At 68.4% G+C, this 18,870-nt stretch carries 21 protein-coding genes and 2 tRNA genes; 13 read left to right on the top strand and 10 right to left on the bottom strand.

The features are described 5' to 3' along the window. Window positions 1-6: 6 nt before the first annotated feature. Window positions 7-1,053 carry a class I SAM-dependent methyltransferase gene (locus LA521A_RS17380; RefSeq protein ID WP_281780094.1) on the bottom strand — a complete coding sequence of 349 codons (1,047 nt, stop codon included), beginning with the start codon at window positions 1,051-1,053 and terminating at the stop codon, window positions 7-9. A 124-nt stretch (window positions 1,054-1,177) separates the two neighbouring features. Here LA521A_RS17380 and LA521A_RS17385 point away from each other — a divergent pair, with 124 nt between their 5' ends. Beyond that, the gene (locus LA521A_RS17385) at window positions 1,178-1,438 is read left to right on the top strand and encodes a hypothetical protein (RefSeq protein ID WP_281780095.1); all 261 of its coding nucleotides are present in this window, start codon (window positions 1,178-1,180) and stop codon (window positions 1,436-1,438) included. A gap of 235 nt (window positions 1,439-1,673) precedes the next feature. Here LA521A_RS17385 and LA521A_RS17390 read toward each other — a convergent pair whose 3' ends face one another. Beyond that, on the bottom strand, window positions 1,674-4,181 hold the full coding sequence (locus LA521A_RS17390; RefSeq protein ID WP_281780096.1) for an ABC transporter permease: 2,508 nt from the start codon (window positions 4,179-4,181) through the stop codon (window positions 1,674-1,676). Further along, window positions 4,178-4,879: an ABC transporter ATP-binding protein gene (locus LA521A_RS17395; RefSeq protein ID WP_281780097.1), complete on the bottom strand. Its 702-nt coding sequence runs from the start codon at window positions 4,877-4,879 to the stop codon at window positions 4,178-4,180. Before LA521A_RS17395 ends, LA521A_RS17390 begins: the two co-directional genes overlap by 4 nt. A 58-nt stretch (window positions 4,880-4,937) precedes the next feature. Here LA521A_RS17395 and LA521A_RS17400 point away from each other — a divergent pair, with 58 nt between their 5' ends. After that, window positions 4,938-5,660: an arylesterase gene (locus LA521A_RS17400; protein WP_281780098.1), complete on the top strand. Its 723-nt coding sequence runs from the start codon at window positions 4,938-4,940 to the stop codon at window positions 5,658-5,660. Between the two features lie 339 nt (window positions 5,661-5,999). On the opposite strand, the gene LA521A_RS17405 is transcribed toward LA521A_RS17400, so the two are convergent. After that, window positions 6,000-6,278: a hypothetical protein gene (locus LA521A_RS17405; protein WP_281780099.1), complete on the bottom strand. Its 279-nt coding sequence runs from the start codon at window positions 6,276-6,278 to the stop codon at window positions 6,000-6,002. Between the two features lie 31 nt (window positions 6,279-6,309). Between LA521A_RS17405 and LA521A_RS17410 the strand changes: the two genes are divergently transcribed. The 4 genes from LA521A_RS17410 (at window position 6,310) to LA521A_RS17425 (ending at window position 9,272) form a co-directional block, all read left to right on the top strand. Continuing rightward, window positions 6,310-6,379 (top strand) — tRNA-OTHER (locus LA521A_RS17410). Between the two features lies 1 nt (window position 6,380). Beyond that, a tRNA-Ile gene (locus LA521A_RS17415) sits at window positions 6,381-6,448 on the top strand. 416 nt (window positions 6,449-6,864) lie between these two features. Further along, window positions 6,865-7,992, top strand: a complete 1,128-nt coding sequence (locus LA521A_RS17420; RefSeq protein ID WP_281780100.1) for a slipin family protein — start codon at window positions 6,865-6,867, stop codon at window positions 7,990-7,992. Window positions 7,993-8,045: 53 nt separating this feature from the next. Continuing rightward, complete coding sequence (locus tag LA521A_RS17425) at window positions 8,046-9,272, top strand: RtcB family protein (RefSeq protein ID WP_281780101.1); 1,227 nt, start codon at window positions 8,046-8,048, stop codon at window positions 9,270-9,272. Between the two features lie 396 nt (window positions 9,273-9,668). On the opposite strand, the gene LA521A_RS17430 is transcribed toward LA521A_RS17425, so the two are convergent. Further along, window positions 9,669-10,190, bottom strand: coding sequence for a hypothetical protein (locus LA521A_RS17430; protein WP_281780102.1), 522 nt, complete (start codon window positions 10,188-10,190; stop codon window positions 9,669-9,671). Continuing rightward, window positions 10,187-10,759, bottom strand: a complete 573-nt coding sequence (locus LA521A_RS17435; protein ID WP_281780103.1) for an RNA polymerase sigma factor — start codon at window positions 10,757-10,759, stop codon at window positions 10,187-10,189. The genes LA521A_RS17430 and LA521A_RS17435 overlap by 4 nt, the downstream gene beginning before the upstream one ends. A 152-nt stretch (window positions 10,760-10,911) precedes the next feature. Between LA521A_RS17435 and LA521A_RS17440 the strand changes: the two genes are divergently transcribed. Beyond that, a complete protein-coding gene (locus tag LA521A_RS17440) occupies window positions 10,912-11,238 on the top strand; it encodes a DUF6249 domain-containing protein (RefSeq protein ID WP_281780104.1) in 327 nt (108 codons plus the stop codon). Window positions 11,239-11,376: 138 nt separating this feature from the next. On the opposite strand, the gene LA521A_RS17445 is transcribed toward LA521A_RS17440, so the two are convergent. Next, window positions 11,377-11,811, bottom strand: a complete 435-nt coding sequence (locus LA521A_RS17445) for an Lrp/AsnC family transcriptional regulator (protein ID WP_281780105.1) — start codon at window positions 11,809-11,811, stop codon at window positions 11,377-11,379. 100 nt (window positions 11,812-11,911) lie between these two features. On the opposite strand from LA521A_RS17445, the gene LA521A_RS17450 reads away from it, so the two are divergent. Further along, window positions 11,912-12,535, top strand: coding sequence for a cysteine hydrolase family protein (locus LA521A_RS17450; RefSeq protein ID WP_281780106.1), 624 nt, complete (start codon window positions 11,912-11,914; stop codon window positions 12,533-12,535). 101 nt (window positions 12,536-12,636) lie between these two features. Here LA521A_RS17450 and LA521A_RS17455 read toward each other — a convergent pair whose 3' ends face one another. Both LA521A_RS17455 and LA521A_RS17460 read right to left on the bottom strand, forming a co-directional pair. Next, on the bottom strand, window positions 12,637-14,307 hold the full coding sequence (locus LA521A_RS17455; protein WP_281780107.1) for a M28 family metallopeptidase: 1,671 nt from the start codon (window positions 14,305-14,307) through the stop codon (window positions 12,637-12,639). Between the two features lie 126 nt (window positions 14,308-14,433). Further along, window positions 14,434-14,865, bottom strand: coding sequence for a PepSY domain-containing protein (locus LA521A_RS17460; RefSeq protein ID WP_281780108.1), 432 nt, complete (start codon window positions 14,863-14,865; stop codon window positions 14,434-14,436). A 297-nt stretch (window positions 14,866-15,162) separates the two neighbouring features. On the opposite strand from LA521A_RS17460, the gene LA521A_RS17465 reads away from it, so the two are divergent. From LA521A_RS17465 to LA521A_RS17480, 4 genes are all read left to right on the top strand, one after another. Then, on the top strand, window positions 15,163-16,437 hold the full coding sequence (locus LA521A_RS17465; RefSeq protein ID WP_281780109.1) for a CynX/NimT family MFS transporter: 1,275 nt from the start codon (window positions 15,163-15,165) through the stop codon (window positions 16,435-16,437). Between the two features lie 110 nt (window positions 16,438-16,547). Continuing rightward, the gene (locus LA521A_RS17470; RefSeq protein ID WP_281780110.1) at window positions 16,548-16,748 is read left to right on the top strand and encodes a hypothetical protein; all 201 of its coding nucleotides are present in this window, start codon (window positions 16,548-16,550) and stop codon (window positions 16,746-16,748) included. Window positions 16,749-16,825: 77 nt separating this feature from the next. Further along, window positions 16,826-17,599 (top strand): HipA family kinase, encoded by a 774-nt coding sequence (locus tag LA521A_RS17475; RefSeq protein ID WP_281780111.1) that lies wholly within the window; start codon window positions 16,826-16,828, stop codon window positions 17,597-17,599. After that, window positions 17,586-17,996, top strand: a complete 411-nt coding sequence (locus LA521A_RS17480; RefSeq protein ID WP_281780112.1) for a DUF3037 domain-containing protein — start codon at window positions 17,586-17,588, stop codon at window positions 17,994-17,996. Before LA521A_RS17475 ends, LA521A_RS17480 begins: the two co-directional genes overlap by 14 nt. Window positions 17,997-18,101: 105 nt before the next feature. Here LA521A_RS17480 and LA521A_RS17485 read toward each other — a convergent pair whose 3' ends face one another. Next, window positions 18,102-18,311 carry a cold-shock protein gene (locus tag LA521A_RS17485; protein WP_115841954.1) on the bottom strand — a complete coding sequence of 70 codons (210 nt, stop codon included), beginning with the start codon at window positions 18,309-18,311 and terminating at the stop codon, window positions 18,102-18,104. 234 nt (window positions 18,312-18,545) lie between these two features. Between LA521A_RS17485 and LA521A_RS17490 the strand changes: the two genes are divergently transcribed. Next, entirely contained in the window at window positions 18,546-18,830 is a 285-nt protein-coding gene (locus LA521A_RS17490) for a DUF4031 domain-containing protein (protein ID WP_281780113.1), read from the top strand. Window positions 18,831-18,870 lie beyond the last annotated feature (40 nt).

The raw sequence follows: 18,870 nt of genomic DNA on the forward strand, positions 1-18,870 counted from the left end.
GAATCCTCATGGCGAACGCATCGCCTCGACCACCTTGAACCCGCCGTCCTGCGCGACGGTGCGCACACGCGTGAAATGCGCATCCAGCTCGGCCTCGTACGGCAGGTGGCGATTGGCCACCAGCCACAGGCGGCCGCCCGGGTTCAGCGCCTGCGCGGCGACGGCGATGAAACGACGCCCGATATCGGGACGATCGCCGCGCCCCTGCGCATGGAACGGCGGATTGCAGACGATGACGTCGTAGCGCCCATCGATGCCGCGCGTGACGTCGTGCCAGTGGAACTGCAGCGCGACGCGCCCGGCGAACGACGCGAGGTTCGTGCGCGCCAGATCCAGCGCGCGACGCTCCGCTTCGTAAAGGTCGACGGCGCGGATGCCCGGGCAGCGCGTCAGCAGTTCCGCGGTGAGATAGCCGTAACCGGCGCCCAGGTCGGCCGCGTGGCCGGCGAGGTCGTGCGGCAGGTGCGAGGCGAGCAGTCGCGATGCGGCGTCGATGCGGTCCCACGCGAACACGCCGGGGCGGCTGGTGAAGCGGCCCTCGGCGATGGGACGCGGCGCATCGGCCCGGGCCCACTGCGTGGCGAGCGCGGCGTCGGCGGGCCCGTCGATGGGCGCCGTCCAGAACACGCGGCATTTGTTCTTCGACAGGCTCGATACCGGCCCCGCGATGCGCGCCAGGTCCGCTTCACCGGATTTCGCGCCCTCGTTGTTCGGCACGCACGCGACGACGCGCCCGCCCGGCGCGCAGCGGGCAACGGCGCGCGCGAGGAGCGCACGGGCTTCGTCGCGCTGGCGCGGCGGCAGCACGAGCACGAGCGGCACGCGCGAGGTCTCGTTTTCATCGGCCAGCGACAGGCCCGAGCGTTCCAGCGCCTCGGCGGCAGGTCGGAAACTCTGCTCGCAACGCAGGCCCGGCCAGGCGCGCTGATGCAGCGGCCAGCCGTCGCGCGCGCGCAGGAACAGCGCGCCGCCGGACGACGGCCACGCGAGCGTGGCGTCGATGAACGGCAGGAACAAGGTTTCCAGTGCGTCGTCGCCGACGTCGGCGCGCATGGGCAGGTCCGAAGGTGTGATGGGGGTCAATTCTACCTGTGCGCGATGCGGCGGCCGGCCACGGCTTCATGCCGATTCAACGCGCGGCGGGCCACCATCGCCGAAAGCCAAAAGGAGAATCGCGATGCGCGCCCTTTTCGTCGGCGGTACGGTCGACAACAGCGAACTGGACATCGACGGCGCCGAGCCGCCGCTGCACTACCCCGAGAACACCGGCGGCGGCCGCCCGCGCTACCGGTTGCACCAGATCGGGGTTCGCGACGGCGAGATCGCCTATGCCGTGTACGGCGCGCCGGAACTGGCGACGGAAGAAGTGGACCGCGTCATCGACGAGCGCGATTACGCGCGCCGCTTCAGCGCGAAGCCGCAGGCGGTGATGCAGTAGGTTTTCTAGCCGACGACCCAGCGCTCCTGTAACCGGGGCAAGGCCGGAGGGCACGCCCAGGTTGCCGCCACGGTGACGCCGAGCGCATCGCCTGGGGAAGCGACCCTTCTCCCGTTCGCGGGAGAAGGTGCCGGCAAGCGGATGAGGGCGCAAGCGCACTGCACCGACGTGCCGAGGCTGCCGCTCCCACCCCGGGCACGCTTCGCACATCCGGGCGACCAAGGCGTCAACGACGTCAGCTCTGCAACTCCCGCAACGTCACCGACGGCGGTGCATCCAGCACGCGCCGCGTCGCGAACATCCCCGCGAGTAGCGCCGCGAGCACGCCCGCCACTGCGCCGACAGCCGCCATGCGCCAATCCGCTTCCCACGGCAGGTCGAACACCTGCGTGGCGACCACGCCGGCGAGCAGCGATGCCGCGATCGCCGCGACGAGGCCCGACAGCAGCCCGATCGCGATGAATTCCGACGCCTGCGCCAGCCGCAGCTGCCGGCGGCTGCCGCCGATGGCGCGCATCACGCCGCCTTCGAGCAGGCGCTCATCCTGGCTCGCACTCACCGCCGCCATCAGCACCAGCAGGCCGGCGACCAGCGAGAAGTAGAAGACAACCTCGACCACCGTCGACACCTGGTCCGCCGTGCTGCGTACCTGCTTGAGCACCGCGTCGATGTCGATGACCGACAGGTTCGGGAAGCGCTCGACCAGGTCCGCGGTGAAGCGCGTGCGCTGCGGCGGCACGCTCACCGCCGTGATGTGGCTGGCAGGGAAACCGTCCATCGAGCCCGGCGAGGCGATCACGAAGAAATTCGGCCGGAAGCTCTCCCATTCCACGCTGCGCAGGCTGGTGATGGTCCCCTCGAACGGCTGGCCGGCGATGTCGAACGCGATGCGGTCGCCGATCTTCCAGCCCAGCCGCTTGGCGAACTCCTCCTCGACCGACACTTCGGGTTTGGCGGGCTTGCCCGTCCAGAACGTGCCTTCGGTGACGCGGTTGTCGTCGCGCAGATGGTCGGCGACGGACAGGTTGAACTCGCGTTCGGCCAGGCGCTGCGCGCGCTCGCCCTGCTCCTGGTAATCCTTGCCGGTGACGGGCTTGCCGTTGTGTTCGACCAGGCGTCCGCGAATCATCGGATACAGCGTCGGCGCGGCCACGCCCTGTTCGGCGATGAACGCGCGCACCGCGTCGACCTGGTCGTCCTGCACGTTGATGATGAAGCGGTTCGGCGCGTCGCTTGCGAGCGCGAGCTGCCAGCGGTCCAGCAGGTCCGTGCGCACGAAGGTGAGCAACAACAACGCCATCAGGCCCAGGCCAAGCGCCGACACCTGCGCGATGCTCGTGCCGGCGCGGCGGCTCACGTTCGCCAGTCCGTAGCGCAGGCTGCCGCGCAGGCGCGATCGCACGCGCCTCACGACGAGGATCAGCGCCCACGCCAGCAGCCCGAGCACGAGCAGCGTCGCGGCGATGCCGCCGAGCATCGAGAAGCCCAGCGCGGCCGAACCCGCCTTCCACCACAGCAATGCGGCGAGGCCGACGAAGCCGGCGATGCCGACCAGCCACGCGCTCGGCTCGGTGGGATCCAGGTCGCGACGCAGCACGCGCAGCGCCGGCACGCGGCGCAGCGCGAGCACCGGCGGCGCGCCGAACGCCATCAGCACCACCAGCCCCACGGCGTATCCCTGCAACGCCGGCATCAGGCTCGCCGGCGGAATCGAGAGCTTGAGCGCCTGCGCGAGCCAGCCGCCGATCGCCCATTGCAGCGCGAACGCGAGCAGCACGCCGATGGTGCTCGCGATCACGCCGAGCATCAGCAGTTCGCCGACCTGGATGCCGACCAGCGTGCGCTGGCTCGCGCCGAGGCAGCGCATGACGGCCGTGCCCGACAGGTGGCGCGCACTGTGGCGTCGCGCGGCCATCGCCACGGCGACGGCGGCGAGCACGACCGACACGAGCGCGGCGAGGCCGAGGAAACGGCCGGCGCGATCGAGCGCGGAGCGGATCTCGGGCCGTGCATCGGAAATGGTTTCCAGCCGCTGGCCGCGACCGAGCGCGGGCTTCGCCTCCTGCACGAAGGTTTCCACCGCCGATGCGGGGCCGGCGACGACGAGGCGATAGCGGATGCGGCTGCCTTCCTGCACCAGCCCCGTCGACGGCACGTCGGCGAGGTTGAGGAACACCTTCGGCGCGACGTTGAAGTAATCCAGCGTCGCGTCGGGCTCCTGCACGACGAGTGCCGCGAGACGGAACTTCGCATCGCCCAGCGCGATCTCGTCGCCGGTTTTCGCGCCGAGCGTGTCGGCGCCGGCGCGGCTCATCCAGATCGTGCCGCGTGCGGGCACGGCATCGGCATCGCGCTCGACGCCGTCCGCGCCGCTCACGCGGAACGCGCCGCGCAACGGAAAACCTTCGCCCAGCGCGCGCAGATCGCCGAGTTGCAGTCGCTCGCCGACGCGCACCATCGTCTGCAGTTCGATGGTTTCGGTGCGTTGCAGTTGCGGCGCGTTGGCGGCCTCGCGAATGGCGCCGGCGATGGGCGCATCCGCGCGCACCACCGCATCGCCGCCGAGCAGGCGGTTGGCTTCGATCGCCAGCGCGCGTTCGGCGCGATCGGTGACGAAGCCGACCGCGGTAACGGCCAGCACCGCGAGCACGAGCGCCGCGATCAGGATGCGCACGTCGCCGGCCGCGAGATCGCGACGCAGCTGGCGCCACGCGAGCGCGAACGCGTTCGGGGCGGCGCTCACGACGCCACCAGTCGGCCGCTGTCCAGGCGCAGCAGTCGTCCGCAGCGCGACGCGAGGTGCTCGTCGTGCGTCACCAGCACGAGCGTCGTGCCGGCCTGCGCATTCAGTTCGAACAGCAGTTCAATGATCGCCTGGCCCGTATGCGTGTCGAGGTTGCCGGTGGGCTCGTCGGCAAACAGCAGCGACGGTCGCGTGACGAACGCACGCGCGAGCGCGACGCGCTGCTGCTCGCCGCCGGACAGCTGGCGCGGATAGTGGTTGAGACGTTGTCCGAGCCCGACCTTCTCCAGGATGGCGCGTGCCGGCGCGTCTACGTCGCGATCGCCGCGCAGTTCGAGCGGAAGCATCACGTTTTCCAGCGCCGTCAGCGACGGCAGCAGCTGGAAGTTCTGGAACACGAAGCCGACCTTCTCGCCGCGAACGCGCGCGCGGCCGTCTTCATCCAGCGTCGACAAGGCCTCGCCGTCCAGCACCACGCGGCCGCTGCTGGGCGTATCCAGGCCCGCGAGCAGCGACAGCAGCGTGCTCTTGCCCGATCCGGAGGCGCCGACTATCGCCACCGTATCGCCAGGCGCGATGTCGAACGTGACCTCGTCCAGGATGATCAGCTCGCCCGAGGGCAGCATCACGCGCTTGCCGAGGCAGGCCACCTGAAGCGCCGCTTGAGTCCGCGTGCGCGGTGCGATGGAATCGGCCATGTTCGTCCTTATGCTCTGTTCGTTCATCGTCCACATCATGATTGGGAGCGCGGATTAAATGTTCTTTAAGAAGACCACCGCCCGCGGTTCAGGCACCGCCCATAGGGGATATGCGCGCCTTGCGCACCGCCTGCAATGTGCCATCGGCTGGGTCGCGGCCGCGTCGCTGATGCTGGCGGTGGCCTTTCCCGCCTTCGCCCAGTCGGCCAAGGCTGCGCCCGCCGCGCAGCCCGCGCGCGCGGTGCTGGTGATGGGCGATTCGCTGTCGGCCGGGTACGGGCTCGCGGCGTCGCAGGGATGGGTCGCGCTGACCGCGGACCGCATCGCGAAGACGAAACCCGGCTGGCGCGTGGTGAATGCGAGCATCAGCGGCGAGACCACCGCCGGCGGCGCATCGCGCATCGAGGGCGAACTCAAGCGCAACAAGCCCGCGGTCGTGGTGATCGAGCTCGGCGCGAACGACGGCCTGCGCGGATTGCCGCTGGCGCAATCGCGCGCGAACCTCGACCGCATGATCGTCGCGTCGAAGAACAGTGGCGCGAAGGTGCTTCTGATCGGCATGCGCATGCCGCCGAACCTTGGGCGCGAATACACGCAGGCCTTCAGCGACAACTACACCGCACTGGCGAAACAGCACGGCGTGGCGTTGCTGCCGTTCCTGCTGGAACCCATCGCGACCGATCGCACCGCGTTCCAGGACGACAACCTGCATCCGGTCGCGAGCGCGCAACCGAAGTTGCGCGATCACGTGTGGACGCAACTCGCGCCGCTGTTGCGTTGATTCGCTGATCGCATTGCATGCATACGACCGTTCATTTCCCGACGAACGGTCTTGCATTCGTTTTTACGAATGCGTAACTTGCGCGACCTTCGTTGCACCACAAACTTTTCGAGTCAGTCGATCCTCATGAACGCCGTCGCCCACATCGCCAAGCGCCACGCACTGCAGCCGAACGGCCGCGGTCTGTGCGCGTTCGCGCCGCGACTGCGGGACGAAGGCACGTCCATCGACTGATCTCCTGCACACGGGAGATCGGTCACCCCGATCTCCCCGAGGCAATGCGAACGCCCTCGGGTCCACACCCGGGGGCGTTTTGTTTCCAGCGTTCGCAAAGGCCAGTCACACACGATCACAACGCGATTGCATCGCGCATCCCGAAGCATCCGGAGCATTGCTGGTTCCGATGAGGGGAATGCCGTGAAGCGCATCGGCGCTGCGCCTGGATGCTTCGGCGCGGGCGGCGGGCGGGTGCATTCGCAAACAGGATTGACGCTTCGGCCATCGTTCGCGATGGAACGCGGCGGCAATGAACGACGCATCACGCAGTACATCCACAGCGGTGCAGGTTTGCGGCGGAAGCCGTGCCTGCCCGGTGCGCGCGGCCGTGCCGTGGCGCATGCCGTGCATGCATTGCGGTGCGTCGTGCCAAGGGCAGTAGCTCAGCGGGAGAGCAATGGCGCATGCCATCGGTCGCCGGTTCGAGTCCGGCTTGCCCACCACTGGATAGCTCAGTCGGGTAGAGCATCAGGCCAATAACCTGAGAGTCGCGGGTTCGATTCCCGCTCCAAACGACCTTTCACGTCGTTGCACACCGGGACGAAAGTCCCTCCACGGAAACACCCCTTGCGGTGTTCCGCCGAACGCGTCGCTTCGTGCGTCGCGCGAAACGGAAACCGCAGCGGTGGATCCGCCGGGCTGCCGCCCTAGGGCGTGCCTGCGCTGGTGGTTCGCGTTTCGATCGCACGGCGTGTTCGTGCATCGGGGTTCGACGGCCTTCGCAGTGCATGCATCGAACGCGACGTGCTCCGCGGGTTCGGCGTCACGGGGTGTTTCCAACTTTTTCGATGTGCGCTGCGCCTGGCATTTCAGCGCTGTGCACCTCACGCCTCCTGCGCACTCGCGCAAGGAGCGAGCTACACGCGGCGACCGATCCCTCGCGCACCAAGCGGATCGGACCACCAGAGCCAACAAGGAGGACATTCCGATGTTCTGGACCAAGAAGGTCGTGATCGGTGACGGCGAGCGCGGCCTGGTGTATCGCAACCGTCAATTCGCAGGCGTCATCGCGCCGGGCGTGCACAAGTGGTTCGACCCGTTCGGCGCGGTCGAAGTGAAGGTGCACAACATCGCGCTGCGCGCCGAGTACGTCGGCAGCGACGAGAACGCGCTGGTCGATGCACTGGGCGCGCGCCTAGCCGAAACCTTCGTGCTCGCCGACATCGGCGTGGACGAGGTCGGCCTGGTGATGAAGAACGGCCGTCTCGAGGAGGTGCTCGCGCCGGGCTCGCGCCGGTTGTACTGGAAGGGCCCGATCGCCGTGGCGATCCGCACGCTCGCGCTGCAGGACGAGCCGGACGTGCCGAACGATGTCGCCACGCGCCTGCGCCAGCTCGGTGTGCTCGAAAAGGTCGCCGTCGTGCTGGCGGTGCCGGCCGAGTTCGCCGGCCTGGTGTTCGTCGACGGCAAGCTCGCGCGGGTCGTCGGCGCGGGTTCGTACGCCTTCTGGAATTTCCGGAAGAACGTCGTCGTGCAGGCGGTCGATCTTCGCGTGCAGTCGCTCGAGGTCTCCGGCCAGGAGCTGCTCACGCGCGACAAGGTCAGCCTGCGCGTGAACCTTGCCGCGAGCGTGCGCATCGTCGATCCGGTGGCCGCGATCACGAAGGTCGCCAAGTACGGTGACTACGTGTACCGCGAACTGCAGTTCGGCCTGCGCAAGGCGGTGTCCGCCAAGACGCTGGACGAACTGCTCGGCGACAAGGCGTCGCTGGATGCGGACATCTTCGCGTACGTGCGCGGTCGCGTCGGTGAGGTCGGTGCCGAGTTGCTCGGCGTCGGCGTCAAGGACGTGATCCTGCCGGGCGAGATGAAGGACATCCTCAACGCGGTCGTGCAGGCGGAGAAGTCGGCGCAGGCCAACGTGATCCGCCGTCGCGAGGAGGCCAACGCCACGCGTTCGCTGCTCAACACCGCGCGACTGATCGAGGAGAGCCCGGTGCTCATGCGCCTGAAGGAGCTGGAGGCGCTGGAGAAGATCACCGAGAAGATCGACAAGCTCACCGTGTTCGGCGGCCTGGACGGCGTCATGAGGCAGCTGGTGAGCCTGAAGCAGTAAGCTGCGTGCAGGCGAACGGATTCGCCTGCACGCCTTTCACAAGGAATGGAACCATGAACACGCAACACACTTCGTTCGACCTGCTGCACGCGGAAGGTGCGACCACGCCGATCAAGGGCTGGACGCACGGCGTGCCGGTCGAGGACCAGGCGCGGCAGCAGCTGCGCAACATCACCACCCTGCCCTTCGTCGGGCCGTGGGTCGCGGTGATGCCCGACGTGCACCTGGGCATCGGCGCGACGGTGGGCTCGGTCGTGCCCACGAAGGGCGCGATCATCCCGGCCGCGGTCGGCGTCGACATCGGCTGCGGCATGGCCGCGGTGCGCACCACGTTGCGCGCCGACGACCTGCCCGACGACCTCGCGCTGCTGCGCAATTCCATCGAGCGCAGCGTCCCGGTCGGCAACGGCCCGGGCGGCGAGCACCGCCGGATTCCCGACAGCGTCGAGACGGCGCTGGAGAAGTCCAACCTCGTCGCGCGGCTGGCGAAGATCCGCGAGAAGCACCCGAAGATCCGTCCGGACAAGCTCGACCGGCAGATCGGCACGCTCGGCGGCGGCAACCACTTCATCGAGATCTGCCTGGACGAGGAAGACCGCGTGTGGGCGATGCTGCACTCCGGTTCGCGCGGCACCGGCAACCTCATCGGCACGTACTTCATCGAGCTGGCGCGTCGCCAGCTGGAGAAGCGCGTGCTCGGCTTCCACTTGCCCGATCGCGACCTGGCGTTCTTCCTCGAAGGCGAGCCGCTGTTCGACGAGTACGTCGAAGCGGTCTCGTGGGCGCAGGATTACGCGCGTGCGAACCGCGAGGCGATGATGGTTCGCGTGCTGCACGAGATGCGCCAACGCTTGCCGAAGTTCCAGACGGAGAAGTCGGCGGTGAACTGCCACCACAACTACGTGCAGCGCGAGGACCACTTCGGCGAGTCGTTGCTGGTCACGCGCAAGGGTGCGGTCAGCGCGCGCGAGGGCGAGCTCGGCATCATTCCGGGCAGCATGGGCGCACGCAGCTTCATCGTGCGCGGCAAGGGCAACGCGGACAGCTTCCACAGCTGCAGCCACGGCGCCGGCCGCGTGATGAGCCGTACCGCCGCACGTGCGCGCATCACGTTGAAGGAACACCGCGAGGCGACCGCGCATGTCGAATGCCGGAAGGACGCCGGAGTGATCGACGAATCGCCCGCCGCGTACAAGGACATCGACGCGGTGATGGCGGCGCAGCGCGATCTGGTGGAGATCGTGCATACGCTGCGGCAGGTGGTGTGTATCAAGGGATGAAGCAGGCCGCTTACGCGGCACGGCCGCGTGGCCTGCCGAATGCCCAGCCATGGAGGGCCGGGCTGGGCTTTCCGGAAGCCGGGTGCGTGACGCCATGGATGGCATCGGCGCTTCCTTCGAAGTGGCTTTCGTTCGAGGCGCCGCTTCGATCTTCATCAAGCCGCTTTGTAGCCCGGGTAAGCGAAGCGCACCCGGGTTTCAGCCGCCTCGGCGAAGGCTCCCCGGGTGCGCTTCGCTTACCCGGGCTACAAGAGCGGGCCCGGAAGGTTGGATTGCGCTTCGCCGGGAAACGACGGGTTCTTTCATGCATGGGAATGCGTGCGTGATCGCGCGCGCCGACCCTCACCCCAACCCCTCTCCCGGAGGGAGAGGGGCTCAACACAGGCGGCTTGAGCGCTACGCCAGCCCGCGCGGCAACTCCACATCCGCGCGCATCAACCGCGCGACACCCTGCCAGGCCAGCGACACCGCGAGGCAGCCGACGAGCAGGCCCGCCCAGTCGGCCGATTGCGGCGACAGCGTCGGCCACACGCGTTCGAACGCCGGCATCCACTGCGCGCCGTAAGCCGACACCGCGTAGAGCACCGCGATGGCGAGCGCCACGCCGAGCAGGCGAAGCAGCCAGCGTTCCAGCAGTTCGCCGGCCGCCGGCGTGCCTTCGACGTGACGCACGATCTGTGCGGCGAGGTCGTAGGGCACCGGCTCCATCGCGGGCGTGCGCAACGCGCGTGCGATGAGGCGGTATTCGGCCAGTCGCGAATCGGCCGGATCCAGCGGCTGTCCGCGCCGCTCCTGTTCCAGCGCGCGTTCCTGCGCCTGCCATTCGGCTTCCAGGCGCAGGGCGTCGAGGTTGCGCCAGGCGTTGCGGTTCATCGGCGGCTCGTCGCGGTCGGGCTTGCGATCGTCGGGTGTGTTCATGCGGTCACTCCCATCCGGGCCTGCAGGCGTTCGCGCAGTCGCGCCCGGGTCCGGAACAGATGGCTCTTGATCGTACCTTCGGCGAGACCGGTGATGCGGGCGATCTCGACGATGGGCACTTCATCCAGGTGATACAGCGTCAGCAGCGTGCGCTGCAACGGCGGCAGCGATTCGATTTCCTCATGGAGACCGGCAGCGATCTCGGCATCGGCGCAGGCGGTTTCCAGATCGAAGCCATCGCTCATCTGGTCCAGCAGCGAGATGCCGTCGTCCTCGTCGCCCACCGGCTCGACGATCGCGATGCGGCGCTTCTCCAGGTGCCGCTTGGCGACCGAATAGGCCACCTGTCCGATCCACGATTTCAGCGCGCTCTCGCCCCGGTACTGATGCAGGCACTGGTGCACGCGGAGGAAGGCCTCCTGGCACAGCTCGCGCGTGTCCTCCGGCTGGCGGACCATGCGCTGGATGATGTGCCAGCACAGGCCCTGGTACTCGCGCACGAGGCGTTCGAACGCGCCGGGCACGTTGCCCAGCACGGCGTCCACCAGCTTGCGGTCGTCCTCGGTCACGGGGTTTCACCGGTCATGACCTTTGTGGATACGTTCAGGGGCGCGATGGTTGCAACGCGGCCTTCACGAAATCGCGCAGGCCCGGTGCAACCGACCGGGCGGCGGCCGTATCTCTCGTCCCGTACCCCACATCACGGCCCCGGAAGACACCCATGAACTTCGAAATCCTGATCCCGATCACCCTGTTCATCTGCGTCGTCTACGCCATCAAGGTGGTGGTGGACGCCCGCACCCGCGCCAAGCTGATCGCGAGCAACGGTTCGGAAGACCTGATCCGCTCGCTCGTGCAGGCCGAAGCGCTGCAGCGCCGCCACGCCTCGCTGCGCTGGGGCATCCTGCTGCTGGCGGTCGGCCTGGGGTTCGCGCTGATCGAAGCCTTCGGCTGGAACGAGATCACCCCCGGCGTCGTTGCCGTGCTGCTCGGCGTGACGGGCCTCGGGAACCTGGCCGCCTACGCAGCCTCGCGGAAGCTGGGGTGAGGCCGCGCGCTCGCGCGGCACTGCCGCGCGACCCGACGAACGCCCGGCCATGGATGGCCGGGCCGGGCGATCCGTAGCCCCTCGCGTACCGCCACGGATGGCGGCGCCGCATGTACCGAGCGCGGCTAAATCAACTAATCATCGTCGATCCAGCATCGTGCGCAGCACCGGCACGGTGGTGACGTCGTCCACGCCCTTGAACGCGGCGACGCGTTCGCGCAGATCGGCGAGTTCGCCGGGCGACTCGGCCTGCACCAGCACCAGCAGATCGATCTCGCCCGCCACGCTGTGGCACAGGCGCACCTGCGGCATCGCGACCAGCAACGGCATGACGTCGTCGCAGCTGAAGCCGTCGGCGTAACGCAGCATCAGCCAGGCCTGCAGCGGGTCGCCGCTGCTGCCCAGGCGCACCGTGTACTGGGCGATCACGCCGGCGTTTTCGAGACGTTGCAGGCGTTCCTGCACGGTGCTTCGGCCGAGCCCCACGGCTTTGGCCAGCGCGACCGCCGACAGGCGCGCGTTGTCTTGCAGCAGCGCGATCAGCTGGCGGTCGATGGCGTCGAGGGTCTTCATCGCAACGTCGGTGCCGGTGTGGCCGGCATTCTGCCGGGTTGAGACCGGCGCTGGCGAGCGCGCATCGTGGCGTCCACTCCCACGGCAGCCGCGCGAACCCATGAACGCCCCCCGCTCACCCTTCGAACTGCACGCACGCAGCGCGCTCCTCCCCATCGACGTGCAGTGCGGTTTCGACCTGCCGCCGTGGCCGCGGCGCAACAACCCGTCGATGGAAGCCAACGGCCTGCGCGTGCTCGATGCGTGGCGTCGCACGGGCCTGCCGCTGATCCACGTGCGCCACGATTCGGTGATGGAAGGCTCGGTGCTGGCGCCAGGGCATCCGGGCAATGCGCATCGCCCGGGCTTCGTTCCGCTGGAAGGCGAGCCGCTGGTGACCAAGTCGGTCAACGCCGCTTTCATCGGCACCGATCTCGACCTGCGCCTGCGCCGCCTCGGCGTCGACACGGTCGTGCTGTTCGGCATCGCCACCGACATGTGCGTGTCGACGACGGCGCGCGTCGCGGCGAACCTGGGCTATCGCACGATCGTCGTCGGCGATGCGTGTGCGTGTTTCGACTTGAAGGATGCCGACGGCTCGGTCATTCCGGCCGAGGAGATCCATCGCGCGCATCTGGCGACGTTACGGGCCGAATTCGCGCAGGTCGTGGAAACGCTCGACGTTATCGAAGCGCTAGAGGCCCTTCTCGCGTCGGGAGAGGAGTCGATGAAGCGGCCAGGGTGAATGAGCGGGCGCGTGACACGCGGTCCTCGCTGGGCATGCCGCCCAGGATTTCACCCCTCGCCAGCCCTCCCCTGCACGCAGGGGAGGGAGCAGGCGCGTGCTTACTTCCGATCGCCCGCCGTCTGATCGCGCGCCGCGCGGAACTCGCTCGACGCGTCCCAGTTCGGCCAGCGGTCCGAATCGGCGAGGTTGCGGCCGACGGTGTAAAGCAGCCCCAGGTCGCGCGCCATGCCGAGGAACGTCCAGTCGGCTTCCCATTCGTCGGCCGGCTGGTGGTAGCGGTCGGCGACGTAGGCGTCTTCCATCTTCTTGCCCGCTTCCAGGCCGCCATCGACCAGGTCGTTGCCGGAGCCGAACGAAATCGCCGGCACGCCGCGCTTGGCGAACGGGAAGTGATCGGAGCGGAAGAAGTGGCCGGCTTCGGGCTTCGGATCGGTCACGTAATCCAGATTGGCGACCTTCTTCGCGGTGTCGATCAACTCGTCGAGCAGTTCCTGCTTCGCGCTGCCGGAGGTGGTGAAGTTGCGCGCGGGCCCATGCGGGTCGAGCGCATCCATGTTGATCACGGCCACGGTCTTGCCCAGCGGATACAGCGGCTTGGAGGCGTAGTACTCCGAGCCCAGCAGGCCCTTTTCTTCCGCGGTGACGGCGAGGAACACGACCGAACGCTCCGGCTTGGGCGCCTTCGCGAACGCGCGGCCGAGTTCGATCAGCGCGGCGGTACCGGTCGCGTTGTCGACGGCGCCGTTGTAGATCTTGTCGCCCTTCGCGTCCGGCTGGCCCACGCCGAGGTGGTCCCAGTGCGCCGAATAAACGACGGTTTCATCCGGGCGCCGGGTCCCGTCGATGCGGCCGACGATGTTATGCGAGGTGATGATCTGGCGATCCACGTCGTATTTCGCGCTCAACGTCGCGTCCTTCAGTTCGACCGGCTTGAACGCCTTCGTCTTCGCCTGCGCCTTCAGCGCGTCGAAATCCAGGCCCGACTGCTTGAACAGCTGCGTGGCGAAATCGCGCGTGATCCAGCCTTCCAGCTTCGGATGCACCGACGCCGGCTTGTCGCGCACGACGTCGAACATCGTGTTGGTGTTGGAATTCTTGACCGTCGCCCAGCCGTAGGACGCCGGGTCGGTTTCGTGCACGATCAGCAGGCCCAGCGCGCCCTGGCGCGCGGCCTCTTCGTACTTGTAGGTCCAGCGGCCGTAGTAGGTCATCGCCTTGCCGCCGAAGTCGCCTTCGCCGCCGTCGAAGTCCGGATCGTTGATCAGGACCACGGCGATCTTGCCCTTGAGGTCCACGCCCTTGAAGTCGTCCCAGCCGCGCTCCGGCGCGCTGACGCCGTAGCCGGCGAACACGAGCGGCGCCTTGCTGATGTCGATGGCGGTCGAGCCGTCCTGCGCGGCGCGCACGGCGATCTGCTCGCCCTGCGTCAGCGCCTGGGTCTTGCCCTTCACGGCGACGGAGAGGGTCGGCGTGCCCTTGATCTCGGCGCGCGCCAGCGGCACGGCCTGGGTCCATTCGCGCTTGCCGTCCTTCAGGTCGCCGCCCGGCTGCAGGCCGGCGGCCTTCATCTGCGCGACGACGTAATCGATCGTCCTGGTTTCGCCGGCCGTGGCGGGGCCGCGGCCCTCGAATTCATCGGAGGAAAGCACCTTCACGTCCTGCGAGAGGCGCTGGGGATCGATGTCGGTCGCCGCCGGCTTGCCGGCGAGCGCGGGGTTGAGGGCGAGCGAAAGGGACAGCGCGAGCAGCGATACGGCCGGTAGCTTCATGGAGTGGACCTGGGGTCGGAGTGCCGGCCGATGGTACGGAGGGCGTGGGCGGCGTGCCAGTCACGAACGGCACGCCGCCCGAGCCCTCTCCAGCTTGCGGGGGGCCGATGTGCGGGAACGAGGCGATCAGTCCTTTTCCTTGCCGATCACCTTGCCGGTCGTCGGGTCGATCTTGAGCTCGACGTCCTTGCCGGCCGGATCGTCGGCTTCCGCGTTCCAGATGCCGTCCTCGTAATCGACGTCGTGCACGTTGGTGTAGCCCTCGGCGGACAGGCGCGCGCGCACGTCGGCCTCGCTGAGGTTGGCGACCTGCTGGTCCGGATAGACCTGGCCCGTCTTCGCGTCCAGGCGCAGATCCACGCGCTCGCCTTCGGCGCTGCGGGCGTCGGCCTTCCACACGCCGTCCTCGAACTTCACGTCGTTGACCTTGGTGTAGCCCTGCTCGGTCAGGCGCGCACGGACCTGCGCCTCGGTGAGCGGCGCCTTGGGCGCGGCGTCCTGGGCGAAGGCGACAGTCGACAGCGACAGCAGCGCGGTCAGCACGATGGTCTTGTTCATTCCACATCTCCTCCTGTGCAGTGGCACTGGAGTCTTCTGCCGATGGCGCGAACCGTGGGTGAATCCGACCGCCCTCGCGCGATGCGCGTTCGGCTGGGGTCAGCATGGTGATCCGCCCGTGAAAGCACACCCGAAGCGACGTGGAACCCAGCGTTGCCGCGTGCGCGGTGGTCCCGCGCGCATCGATCCCGCACACTTCACGCCTCACGTCGCCGGCCGCACGCTCGCTCACGCGCGACATCGATCCGCTCGTCTTCGTCCCGCCTCATCCGCGCGGGATGCACAGGATTTCCCGCAATGAATGCACCCTCCCTCGCCGCCCCGCTCGCCCGCCCGCTGTGGCGCGATCGCGCGCTCGTGCTGGCGGGCATCGCGATGTCGGCCTTCAACCTGCGCACGGCGGTCACCTCGCTCACTCCGCTGCTCGACACGCTCGGCGAAACCTTCGGCTTCGGCCCGACGATGACCGGCGTGCTCGGGATGGTGCCGACCGCCGCGTTCGCGGTGTTCGGCGTGGTGACGCCGGCCATCGCGCACCGCCTCGGGCTCGAGCGCACCGCGCTGGTCGCGATGGCGCTCGCGGCGATCGGCCTGTTCGCGCGCGCGTTCGTCGGCGACACGGCGATGCTGCTGGTGACCTCCGCCGTGGCGCTGTCGGGCATGGGCATGGGCAACGTCGTGCTGCCGCCGCTGGTGAAGCGTTATTTCGCCGATCGCGTCGGCACGGTGAGCACGCTGTACATCACGGTGCTGCAGCTGGGCACGATCCTGCCGGCGCTGCTCGCGGTACCGATCGCCACCGCCGCCGGCTGGCGCGTATCGCTGGGCGCGTGGTCGCTGGTCGCTGCGGCTGCCGCGATGCCGTGGATCGGCGTGCTGTGGATGGAGCGCTTCGGCCGTTCGCGCCAGGCGGAGGCGCTGTCGGACGCGCACGATCGCGCGGTCGCCTGCGGCGATCGGGCGCCCGAACTCGACGGCGTCGAGCCCGTGACGGGTCGCGTCTGGCGATCGCCCGTCGCATGGGGCCTCACGCTGATGTTCGGCATGACGTCGCTGACGACGTACTCGATGTTCACCTGGCTGCCCAAGCTGCTCACCGAAGCCGGCGGCTCGCCGGCGCTGGGCGGTTCGATGGTCGCGCTGTTCTCGACGATGGGCCTGCTGAGCGCGCTGTTCCTGCCCGCGCTCGCGGTGCGCATCCGCAATCCGTTCCCGATCGTGGTCGCGTGCGGCGTAGCCTACCTCGCCGCGTTCGCGGGCCTGCTGATCGCGCCGATGGCCGCGCCGCTGCTGTGGGTCGCGTTTCTAGGCCTGGGCCCGAGCACGTTCCCGCTCTCGCTCACCCTCATCAACCTGCGCACGCGCACGCCCAGCGGTTCCTCGCGGTTGTCGGGCTTCGTGCAGGGCGTGGGCTACAGCCTCAGCTGCCTGGGCCCGCTGTTGTTCGGCTGGCTGCACGAAGCCACGCACGGCTGGACGTGGCCGTTCGCGTTCCTGACGTTCTGCCTGCTCGCGCTGCTCTACGGCGGCTGGCTGGCGAGCCGCCCGCGCATGCTCGAGGACACCTGGTAGGCGCGTGGCGCGCGGTTCTTCGCGCAACGCTTACATCATCGCGACGGCAGGTTCAGGCCGATCCGCGCACGCTCGTCGCACGTTTTCGATCGCATGCGAAGGAGAGTGAGATGGCCCAGCCGCGCGAACCCCAACCGCACCGCACGCCCGACACCGCAGGCAAATCGCAGCGCGAGTACGAACACAGCTCCGGCGATCGCAACACCAAGAAGCACGAGACCGACTGGCAGGGTTTCCGCGGCGGCGCGCAGCGCGACGCGACACCGGGCGCTCCGGGCGTCGAATCGGAAGGCAAACCCGACGACGAGTAACCCGCGCGCGCGAAGGCTCGCCCCTCGCGCGCGGTGCGATTCGGCTACCCTGTCGCGGCTTTCCCATGCCGCGACCCATGCCACTTCGTACCGTAAACGCCGCCCGTTACGTCACGCCGCTGCGCGAAGGCGGTTCGCTGCCCGCGATCATCGAAGGCGATGAAGACGGCCTGTATGTCCTGAAATTCCGCGGCGCGGGCCAGGGCGTGAAGGCGCTGGTCGCCGAGCTCGTCGCGGGCGAGATCGCACGCAGGCTCGGCTTGCCCATTCCGGAACTGGTGTTCGTCGAACTCGATGCCGAACTCGCGCGCACCGAGCCCGATCCGGAAATCCAGGAGCTGATCAAGGCCAGCGACGGCCTCAACCTCGCACTCGACTACCTGCCCGGCGCGATCAATTTCGATCCCGTGGCCGAGCACGTGCCGGGCGGGCTCGCCTCCGACATCGTCTGGTTCGACGCTTTCGTGAGCAACGTCGACCGCAGTTTCCGCAATCCGAACCTGCTGGTCTGGCACCGCAACACGTGGCTGATCGACCACGGCGCGGCGCTGTATTTCCACCACGGCTGGGACGGCTCGCCGACGCATGCCGGCAGCGCATTCCCGATGATCCGCGAGCACGTGCTGCTGCCGCAGGCGGACGATATCGCCGGCGCCGACGCGCGGCTGTCGGGCAAGCTGGCGCGGACCGATTTCGACGCGATCCTCGCGCTCGTGCCCGACGCGTGGCTCGTCGGGGCCGACACGCCGGCCGATCCGGACGAACACCGCGCGGCGTACGTCGAACACTTCATGCAGCGGCTGGCGCAGCGGCAGCGCTTCGTCGAGGAGGCGATCCATGCACGCGCCTGAGACGCCCCGCCGCGATACCTACGACTACGCGGTGATCCGCGTGGTCCCGCGCGTGGAACGCGAGGAGTTCGTCAACGTCGGCATCCTGCTCTCGTGCCCGACGGCGAAGTTCCTTCAGGCGCGCATCGAAGTCGACGAGGCCCGGCTGCGGGCGCTCGACCCGGACATCGACCTGGAAACGGTACGTCGGCACCTCGCGGCGATCGAAGCCATCTGCGCCGGCGGCCCCGGCAGCGGCCCCATCGGCCTGCTGCCACAGCGCGCGCGGTTCCACTGGCTTACGGCCAAGCGCAGCTCGATCATCCAGACCTCGCCCGTCCACCTGGGCCGCTGCGTGCATGCCGGCAATGCGGTGGAGCACCTGATGGACCGGATGGTGCGGGTGCGGCGGGGCTGATCTTCGGCCTTACCCAATGAAAAGCCCGGCCGAAGCCGGGCGACATACGCAATAAAAAAAGCCCAGCCGAAGCCAGGCTTTTCGGTAACGCTTGGTGCGAGAGGCTTACAGCGCCTGCACGGCGTCGGCCTGCAGGCCCTTCTGGCCCTGGACGACGGTGAAGGACACCTTCTGGCCTTCCTGCAGGCTCTTGAAGCCCGAGCCCTGGATCGAACGGAAGTGGACGAACACGTCCTCGCCGTTCTCGCGGCTGATGAAGCCGAAGCCCTTGGCATCGTTGAACCACTTGACGGTACCGGTTTCACGGTTCGACATGACTTTCTCCTATACGGATGGTGAGACCGCTAACGCGGCTATGGAGCTGGTCGCAAGGAGAAAGCGAGGTGCAACGATGGAGAACGGAATCCACATCGGGTCACATTCACCGTGACCCTTGGCTAACGCAGCGCAGGGCATGTTGGACGTGTTTGGTCGGATTTGCAAATCCCGACCGGGCCGGGCGGTTCAGATACGATCCCCGTTCAGGTTTTCCAGGATCCCTGCGCTGCGATGACGGTTTATGTCGATGATGCGGTCCATCTCTGGCGCGGCCGCCGCTGGGCCCACCTGATGGCCGACACCCTCGACGAGCTGCACGCGATGGCCGACCGGCTGGACATCCCCCGGCGCGCCTTCCAGAACAAGACGTCGGGGGCGCACTACGACGTCCCGTCGGACCTGCGCGAGAAGGCAATCGGGTTCGGCGCGGTCGCGATCTCGCGACACCGCGATCGCGCCCAGGTCCGGGCGGTGATCGCGCGCGCCAAGGCGCAGGGGCGCGGCGAGCATCCGTGACGACCCGCCCGAGGCTGCGTGTTCGCGGAACCGCACGTAT

Origin of the sequence: Lysobacter auxotrophicus (genome assembly GCF_027924565.1) — a bacterium.
Taxonomy (GTDB): Bacteria; Pseudomonadota; Gammaproteobacteria; order Xanthomonadales; family Xanthomonadaceae; genus Lysobacter_J; species Lysobacter_J auxotrophicus.

Excerpts from the sequence above, each read along its gene's own strand:
- LA521A_RS17380 (WP_281780094.1), bottom strand. The coding sequence starts at position 1,053 with ATGCGCGCCGACGTCGGCGACGACGCACTGGAAACCTTGTTCCTGCCG.
- LA521A_RS17385 (WP_281780095.1), top strand. The coding sequence starts at position 1,178 with ATGCGCGCCCTTTTCGTCGGCGGTACGGTCGACAACAGCGAACTGGAC.
- LA521A_RS17395 (WP_281780097.1), bottom strand. The coding sequence starts at position 4,879 with ATGGCCGATTCCATCGCACCGCGCACGCGGACTCAAGCGGCGCTTCAG.
- LA521A_RS17400 (WP_281780098.1), top strand. The coding sequence starts at position 4,938 with ATGTTCTTTAAGAAGACCACCGCCCGCGGTTCAGGCACCGCCCATAGG.
- LA521A_RS17405 (WP_281780099.1), bottom strand. The coding sequence starts at position 6,278 with ATGCGCCACGGCACGGCCGCGCGCACCGGGCAGGCACGGCTTCCGCCG.
- LA521A_RS17420 (WP_281780100.1), top strand. The coding sequence starts at position 6,865 with ATGTTCTGGACCAAGAAGGTCGTGATCGGTGACGGCGAGCGCGGCCTG.
- LA521A_RS17425 (WP_281780101.1), top strand. The coding sequence starts at position 8,046 with ATGAACACGCAACACACTTCGTTCGACCTGCTGCACGCGGAAGGTGCG.
- LA521A_RS17430 (WP_281780102.1), bottom strand. The coding sequence starts at position 10,190 with ATGAACACACCCGACGATCGCAAGCCCGACCGCGACGAGCCGCCGATG.
- LA521A_RS17440 (WP_281780104.1), top strand. The coding sequence starts at position 10,912 with ATGAACTTCGAAATCCTGATCCCGATCACCCTGTTCATCTGCGTCGTC.
- LA521A_RS17445 (WP_281780105.1), bottom strand. The coding sequence starts at position 11,811 with ATGAAGACCCTCGACGCCATCGACCGCCAGCTGATCGCGCTGCTGCAA.
- LA521A_RS17450 (WP_281780106.1), top strand. The coding sequence starts at position 11,912 with ATGAACGCCCCCCGCTCACCCTTCGAACTGCACGCACGCAGCGCGCTC.
- LA521A_RS17455 (WP_281780107.1), bottom strand. The coding sequence starts at position 14,307 with ATGAAGCTACCGGCCGTATCGCTGCTCGCGCTGTCCCTTTCGCTCGCC.
- LA521A_RS17460 (WP_281780108.1), bottom strand. The coding sequence starts at position 14,865 with ATGAACAAGACCATCGTGCTGACCGCGCTGCTGTCGCTGTCGACTGTC.
- LA521A_RS17465 (WP_281780109.1), top strand. The coding sequence starts at position 15,163 with ATGAATGCACCCTCCCTCGCCGCCCCGCTCGCCCGCCCGCTGTGGCGC.
- LA521A_RS17470 (WP_281780110.1), top strand. The coding sequence starts at position 16,548 with ATGGCCCAGCCGCGCGAACCCCAACCGCACCGCACGCCCGACACCGCA.
- LA521A_RS17475 (WP_281780111.1), top strand. The coding sequence starts at position 16,826 with ATGCCACTTCGTACCGTAAACGCCGCCCGTTACGTCACGCCGCTGCGC.
- LA521A_RS17480 (WP_281780112.1), top strand. The coding sequence starts at position 17,586 with ATGCACGCGCCTGAGACGCCCCGCCGCGATACCTACGACTACGCGGTG.
- LA521A_RS17485 (WP_115841954.1), bottom strand. The coding sequence starts at position 18,311 with ATGTCGAACCGTGAAACCGGTACCGTCAAGTGGTTCAACGATGCCAAG.
- LA521A_RS17490 (WP_281780113.1), top strand. The coding sequence starts at position 18,546 with ATGACGGTTTATGTCGATGATGCGGTCCATCTCTGGCGCGGCCGCCGC.